The 6964-nt window shown below is 74.8% G+C and carries 4 protein-coding genes; 1 reads left to right on the plus strand and 3 read right to left on the minus strand.

Features of this window, described 5'->3' with window-relative positions:
- Window positions 1-145: 145 nt before the first annotated feature.
- From treZ to treY, 3 genes are all read right to left on the minus strand, one after another.
- On the minus strand, window positions 146-1912 hold the full coding sequence (treZ, locus tag ACTVAJ_RS05500) for a malto-oligosyltrehalose trehalohydrolase (protein WP_470386950.1): 1767 nt from the start codon (window positions 1910-1912) through the stop codon (window positions 146-148).
- 30 nt (window positions 1913-1942) lie between these two features.
- Entirely contained in the window at window positions 1943-2854 is a 912-nt protein-coding gene (locus tag ACTVAJ_RS05505; protein WP_470386951.1) for a putative RNA methyltransferase, read from the minus strand.
- A gap of 185 nt (window positions 2855-3039) precedes the next feature.
- A complete protein-coding gene (gene treY, locus ACTVAJ_RS05510; protein WP_470386952.1) occupies window positions 3040-5466 on the minus strand; it encodes a malto-oligosyltrehalose synthase in 2427 nt (808 codons plus the stop codon).
- Window positions 5467-5709: 243 nt separating this feature from the next.
- Here treY and pstS point away from each other — a divergent pair, with 243 nt between their 5' ends.
- Window positions 5710-6861, plus strand: coding sequence for a phosphate ABC transporter substrate-binding protein PstS (gene pstS, locus ACTVAJ_RS05515; RefSeq protein ID WP_470386953.1), 1152 nt, complete (start codon window positions 5710-5712; stop codon window positions 6859-6861).
- Window positions 6862-6964 lie beyond the last annotated feature (103 nt).

Genomic DNA, 6964 nt, shown 5'->3' on the forward strand with positions numbered 1-6964 from the left:
GTTGGGTGCGTCGAAGCGTTCACCCAGGTGCCAGGTGGTGTCGGTCACGGATGTCGCCCTTCGTCTGACACGGGACGGTGCCGCCCCGTCGGATCACCGGTCGACCGGAGCGTACACGCGGGGGACGACGGTCGGCGGAGGCCGGTCAGAGGCGGAGGACGGCGAAGGACTCCCCCGACAGGGTGACCGCGGTCCCCAGGACCCGCGGCTTCCCGGTGGCGAGGACGACCTCCCGCGGCGGCGCGTCCACCTCGACGTCGGCGTCGGTGCCGGCGAGGTTGCACACCAGGCGCAGGCCACCGCGGACCAGGACCAGCCGGCGGCCGTCGGCGCTGGAGCGCACGGCGAACCGGTCCAGGCGGGGGTCGGCCAGGTCGGGTTCGGCGCGGCGCAGGGCGATGAGGCGGCGGTGGGTGTCCAGGACCCGGCGGTGGGGGTCCCGGTCGCGCTGGCCCCAGTCCAGGACGGCCGCGTCGCGGGTGGCGGGGTCCATCGGGTCGGGGATCTCCCCGGGGGCCCAGCCGAGGGCGGCGAACTCGCGGCGCCTTCCGCGGCGGACGGCGTCGGCCAGCTCCGGGTCGGCGAAGGAGGCGAAGAACGGCCAGGGGGTGGTGGCCGCCCACTCCTCCCCCATGAACAGCATCGGGGTGTAGGGCGAGCACAGGACGAGCGCGGCACCGCAGCACAGCAGGTCCGGGGAGACGTACTCCCCCATGCGGTCGCCGCGCGCCCGGTTGCCGACCTGGTCGTGGGTGCTCAGGTAGGCGAGGAAGCGGCTGCCGGGCACGGACGCGGTGTCGACCGGAGCCCCGTGCGTGCGGCGCCGGAAGGAGGAGTGGGTGCCGGCGTGCCAGAACACCCGGCGCAGCACGGTGGGCAGGACGTCGGGGCCGGCGAAGTCGGCGTAGTAGCCGTGGGTCTCCCCCGTCAGGGCGGTGTGCAGCGCGTGGTGGAGGTCGTCGGACCACTGGGCGGTCATCCCCGTCCCGCCCGCCTCGCGGGGCAGGACGGTGCGCGGGTCGTTGCGGTCGGACTCGGCGACCAGGGACAGGGGGCGGCCCAGGCCGGCGGCGAGCGCGTCGACCTCGGCGGACAGTTGGGCCAGCAGGTGGGTGGCGCGGCCGTCGCGCAGGGCGTGGACGGCGTCCAGGCGCAGCCCGTCGAGGTGGAAGTGGCGCAGCCAGTCGAGGCAGTTGTCCAGGACCAGGCGGCGGACCGGGTCGGAGTCGGGTCCGTCGAGGTTGAGGGAGGGGCCCCAGTCGGTCTCCCCCGCGAAGTAGGGGCCGAACCGGGGCAGGTAGGCGCCCGAGGGGCCCAGGTGGTTGTGCACCACGTCCAGGAGGACGGCGAGGCCGCGCGCGTGGCAGGCGTCCACGAGGGTCTTGAGGGCGTCGGGGCCGCCGTAGGGGGCGTGGACGGCGGACCAGAGCACGCCGTCGTAGCCCCACCCGTGGGTGCCGTCGAAGGCGTTGACGGGGAGGAGTTCGACGTGCGTCACGCCGAGGTCGACGAGGTGGTCGAGCCGGTCGACGGCGGCGGTGAGGGTGCCCCGGGGGGTGAAGGTGCCCGCGTGGAGTTCGTAGACCACGGCGCCGGGCAGGGGGCGGCCGGTCCAGCGCGCGTCCGACCAGTCGAAGGCGGCGTGGTCGTACACCCGGCTGGCGTCGTGGACGCCCCCGGGCTGCCAGCGTGAGCGCGGGTCGGGCAGGACCTCGGGGGCGTCGTCGAGCAGGTAGCCGTAGTCGGTTCCGGGGCCGGCGCCGTCGACGTGGGCGCGCCACCATCCGTCGGCGGCGCGCCGCATGAGGTGGTCGGTGCCGTCGGCGCGCAGGCGGACGCGGTCGGCGTGGGGCGCCCACACGGCGAAGTCGCCGTGGACGCCGAGTCCGGGGGTGGTGTCCGGTTCGCTCACGCGGGGTGACCTACCCGGTACCGGTGGCCCTCACCCCTGGCCGAGGGCGCCCTCCGGCCGGGGACGGTAGACGTGGACGCGCACCGAGGCGGTCACGCCCACCGGCTCGGGCAGGGCGTCGACGCGGGCGCGCAGCTCGTCGGGGCCGATGTGGCGGGCGCTGGGGCCCATGCCGACGACGGTGGCGGCGTCGTCTCGGGTCAGGTCCATGGTGAAGCGCAGCTCCCGATCCCCCACGGGGGTGAAGTGCCCGTGCAGCCCCTGGGCCAGGCGTTCGTCCTTGCGGGGGTCGACGTCGAGCAGGCCCAGCGGGGAGCGCAGTTCGGCGAGGTGGTCGGCGGCGGGGGTGACCACGACCAGGACGCCGTCGGGGCGCAGGACGCGGTGGAACCCGGCGGCCGAGCGCGGCGCGAACACGTTGAGCAGGGCGTCGACGCCGTCGGTGCGCAACGGAAGTCCGCGCCAGGCGTCGGCGGTGACGGCGCCTGCGCGCGGGTGGGCGCGGGCGGCCTGGCGGGCGGCGAACTTGGACACGTCGAGGGTGAGTCCCACGGCGTCGGGCAGGGCGGTCAGAACCTGGGTGAGGTAGTGGCCGGTACCGCCGCCGACGTCGGCGACCAGGGGTGCGCGCCGGTCGGCGAGCTCGGGGCGGAGGGCCTGGGCCAGGGCGCGGCCGATGGGGTCGTAGTGTCCGGCGCGCTGGAAGCGGAGCCGGTCGGCGACCATCTCCCTGCTGTCCCCGGTGCCGGGCGGTGTGGCTCCGGTCAGGAGGCTGGCGTAGCCCTCGCGGGCGACGTTGAAGCTGTGTCCGGCGGCGCAGGCCAGTCCGCTCTCGCCGGCCTCCAGGGCGGCACCGCAGGTGGGGCAGGCCAGAGCCGCGGCGACGGCGTCGGGCATGCGGAGCCTGGGGCCGGTGCGGTGTGGGGTGTCGGTGGGCGCCATGATCGTTTCAGCCTACCGAGTCGCCGACGCGCTCCCGGACCCGGTCCCGCCCCGCGGTGAAGGAGCCGGACGCCTGGTCGCGCCACGGGGCTTCCCGCGCCCGTACGCCCTCGTCCGGGGCCCACGCCACCGTGCGGCGCTCCCCGGTGCGACGGCGGTGTCGCGGGGCGGCCGGGTCCGGGACCTCACCCGCGGACCAGGACCGCCACCGGGTAGCGGTCGAGCAGGTCCGCCAGCGGAGCGACGGTGTAGCCGTCCGCGCGCACGGGGGCCAGGGTCCGGCCGGTGAGCCGTTCGGTCCACGTTCCGGGGCCCGACGGCAGGGGCAGACCGGTGTCGCGCCATCCGCCCCCGGCGGCCAGGGTGAGCGGCAGCCGGGTGGCGACGGCCACGACGTCGGGCCGGTGGCCCCCCGCTGAGGTACGGGCGAAGGCCAGGGCGTGCCGGGCGGCGGATCCGGCGGCGGTGAGCGGGAGGTAGCCGGTGGGACGGAGTTCACGCCGCAGCCGCAGGCAGGCGCGGACGAGGTGGAGCTTGGCCGCTCCGGAGTCGTCCACGGGCGGCTTCCAGCCGCGTTCGACGCGTTCGAGGAGTGCGGCGCGGGCGGACCAGTCGACGGGCCTGCGGTTGTCGGGGTCGACCAGGGACAGGTCCCACAGCTCGGTGCCCTGGTAGACGTCGGGGACGCCGGGGCCGAGCAGTTGCAGTGCCTTCTGGCTGAGGGAGTTGCTCCATCCGGGCTCGCGTACGGTGTCGACGAACGCGGCGACCTCGGCGCTGAGATCGGGATCGCCCAGGACGCGGGCGGGCCAGGCGCGGACGTGTTCCTCGAAGTCCGGGTCGGGATCGGTCCAGGAGGTGCCCAGGCGGGCCTCCCGGGCGGCCTTGAGCAGGTAGTCGGCCAGACGCTGTTCTCCGATCGGCCAGGCGCCGACGAGCGTCTGCCACCCCAGGAGGTTGAGGGAGGGCTCGGGCAGGGGTCGGCGGCCGGTCCAACGGCGGACGGCGTCGGCGAAGTCGGCGGCGACCTCGGACACGGCGGCCAGGCGGGCGCGCACGTCCTCCGACCGCTTGGTGTCGTGGGTGGACAGGGTGGTCATGGTGTGCGGGCTGGCGGCCTGGCGGCGGGCGGCGCGGGTGTGGAACTCCTCGGGGGTGAGGGCGATGCGGGAGGGGTCGCCGCCGACCTCGTTGGCCGCCGTGAAGCGGGTGGCCCGGTAGAACGCGGTGTTCTCGGTGCCCATGGCGGTGACCATGCCGCTGGTCTGCTGGATGCGGCGGGCGGGTTCGCCGTCGGGGTCCGCGCGGACGCGGCGGTCGATGACCTCCAGGTCGAAGGCCAGGTCGGGGCGCCGGTCGAGGGCCCGGCGTACGGCGCGCGTCCAGGCGTCCCCGGACTCGGGCAGGTAGGAGCGGTAGACGTCGAAGGAGCACAGGAGTTCGGCGACGGCCTCCTCGCGCTGGCGGACGGCCATGGCGGAGGGGCGGGGGGTGGTGTCGGGCGGTTGGGCGGGCAGCAGGGCGGCGATCCGGCGCGTCTCGGCGCGCAGGAGGCGGGTGGCGGCCTGGCGGCGGGCGCGGGTGTCGACGCGGTCGGTGTCGGTTTCCACGCCCTGTTCGACGGCCAGGGCGGTGAGCGCCGGTTCGCCGCCGGGGTCGACGAGGACACCGCACACCTCGCGCAGCGCGTCGTATCCGGTGGTGCCGTCCACGGGCCAGGACTGGGGCAGCTCCTCGCCGGGGGCGAGGATCTTCTCGACCACGACCCAGCCGTCGAAGCGCTCCGCGAGTCGGCGCAGGTAGCCGCCGGGGTCGGTGAGGCCGTCGACGTGGTCCACGCGCAGTCCGTCGAGCTGTCCCAGGTCGGCCCAGCGCAGGATCTCGGCGTGCGCGGCGTCGAACACGCCCGGCTCCTCCACGCGGACGGCGGCCAGTTCGCTGACGTCGAAGAAACGGCGGTAGGTGAGTTCGGCGTCGCCGCGCCGCCAGGACACCAGCCGGTAGTGCTGGCGTTCGTGCACCTGGCCGGGGGTGTCGCCGGGGGTGAACGTGCCCGGGGCGATCGGGTAGCGCCTGTCGTGGTAGGCCAGGCAGTCGTCGGCGACGGTGAGGTCGTCCAGGGCCGCGCGACCGCCGTCGCCGTCGTCGGCCAGGACGGGGACGAGGAGGGGGCCCGCGTCGAAGTCGATGTCGAAGCAGCGCGCGTGGACCGCGTCGCGGCCGTGCCTGAGCACGTCCCACCACCACGGGTTGGCGGCCGGGTCGGCGACCGACATGTGGTTGGGGACGATGTCGGCGACCACCCCGACGCCCAGGTCGTGGGCCTTGTCGGCCAGGGCCGCCCGGGCCGTGTCGCCGCCCAGGGCGGAGGAGACACGTGTGGGGTCGACCACGTCGTAGCCGTGCTGGGAGCCGGGGGCGGCGGTGAGCAGGGGGGACAGGTAGACGGCGCCGACCCCCATCCGGCCCAGGTGGTCGAGCAGGGCCGTGGCGTCGGCGAGGCTGAACCCGGGCCGCAGTTGCAGGCGGTAGGTTGACGTCGGCGCGGCCGTGGCGGTCGTGTCGTGTGCGCTCTTCACGCAGGACCCCTGCCCGCGCCGTGCGCGTGTCATGCGTACGCCGTGGCGCCCGGGGTGAGCGGCATCCCACAGGGAGCCGCGTTGGGTGCGCGCGTCCGGCGGTGGTTAGACTCGTCCGCGGTCTCCCATCACCAGCGACGACGTGCCCAGAACGGTCGCGCGGTGGTGCGCGGGGATCGCGCCCTGGCGGCCGGTCCCGAGACCACGGGTGTCCGGGCGCATGTCCGCCGAACACGCCCGCGCCCACCGACACCGACGAGAGGTTGAGAAGCAGTCGTGCTCCCGTCCAACAAGCACTCCCAGTCCCCCGTCCGGCGCCGTGGCGCCGTCCACCGGGGCGCCGCCTCGGCCGCGCTGGCCGGTCTGATGCTGGCCGCCACCGCCTGCGGCAGCGACGAGGCGGTTCCCGGGGGGCCCCAGATCGCGACCCCCGAGGACCTGGAGTGCTTCTCCGGGAGCCTGTCCGGCGCGGGCTCCAGCGCCCAGGAGAACGCGATGACCACGTGGATCGCGGGCTACCAGACGGCGTGTGAGGGCGCCCGGGTCTACTACGACTCGATCGGGTCCGGCGGCGGCCGCAGCCAGTTCATCGACGGCGCGGTGGACTTCGCCGGGACCGACGCGGCGATGAGTCCCGAGGAGAACGCCGACGCGGTCGAGCGGTGCTACGGGTCGGACACCGTCAACCTGCCCGCCTACGTGGTGGCCATCGCCGTGGTGTTCAACCTGGACGGAGTGGATTCCCTGGACCTGCGCCCGGACACGCTGGCGAGGATCTTCAACCAGGAGATCACCCGCTGGGACGACCCGGAGATCGCCGAGACCAACCCCGACGCCGACCTTCCGGACCTGGCGATCACGCCGGTCAACCGGTCCGACGACTCCGGGACCACGGAGAACTTCACCCGGTACCTGTCGGCTGCCGCCCCGGATGCCTGGCCGCACGAGGCCGACGGGCAGTGGCCGATCCACCCGCGCGAGTCCGCGCAGGGCAACAGCGGCATCGCCGACACGGTCAAGCGCGCGAACGGCGCGATCGGGTACGTGGAGATGTCGCACGTGCACGAGATGGCCACGGTGAACCTCGGCGTGGGCGGCGAGTTCGTGGAGATCTCCCCCGAGGCCGCGGCCCAGGTGGTGGCCGACTCACCGCGCCGCGAGGACAACGTCAACGAGTACGACCTGGCCCTGGACCTGGACTACGGCACGACCGCACCGGGCAGCTACCCGATGGTGCTGGTCAGCTACGAGGTCGTGTGCGGAGAGTACGACGACGCGGACACGGTCGAGCGGCTCCAGGCCTTCCTGCGCTACGTGGTCAGCCCCGAGGGGCAGCAGAACGTGTCGGACGAGACCGGGTCGGCGCCGGTCAACGACGCCCTGCGTGAGCAGCTGCTGGCGTCCATCGACTCGATCGGCGTGCGCTAGCCGGACCGGGCCGGTTCTCCGGAACGGTCACCGCAGGGGGTTTCCGTACGGGCGCCGACAGGGTGGTGCACGACGAGGCGAGCCGCGAGCGAGGAACGAGCGG

The sequence above is a fragment of the Nocardiopsis sp. KDC1DS13DA1 genome (assembly GCF_055632325.1).

Bases quoted from the DNA above. Each gene is read 5' to 3' on its own strand.
- ACTVAJ_RS05505 (WP_470386951.1), bottom strand. From the start codon at position 2,854: ATGGCGCCCACCGACACCCCACACCGCACCGGCCCCAGGCTCCGCATG.
- treY (WP_470386952.1), bottom strand. From the start codon at position 5,466: ATGACACGCGCACGGCGCGGGCAGGGGTCCTGCGTGAAGAGCGCACAC.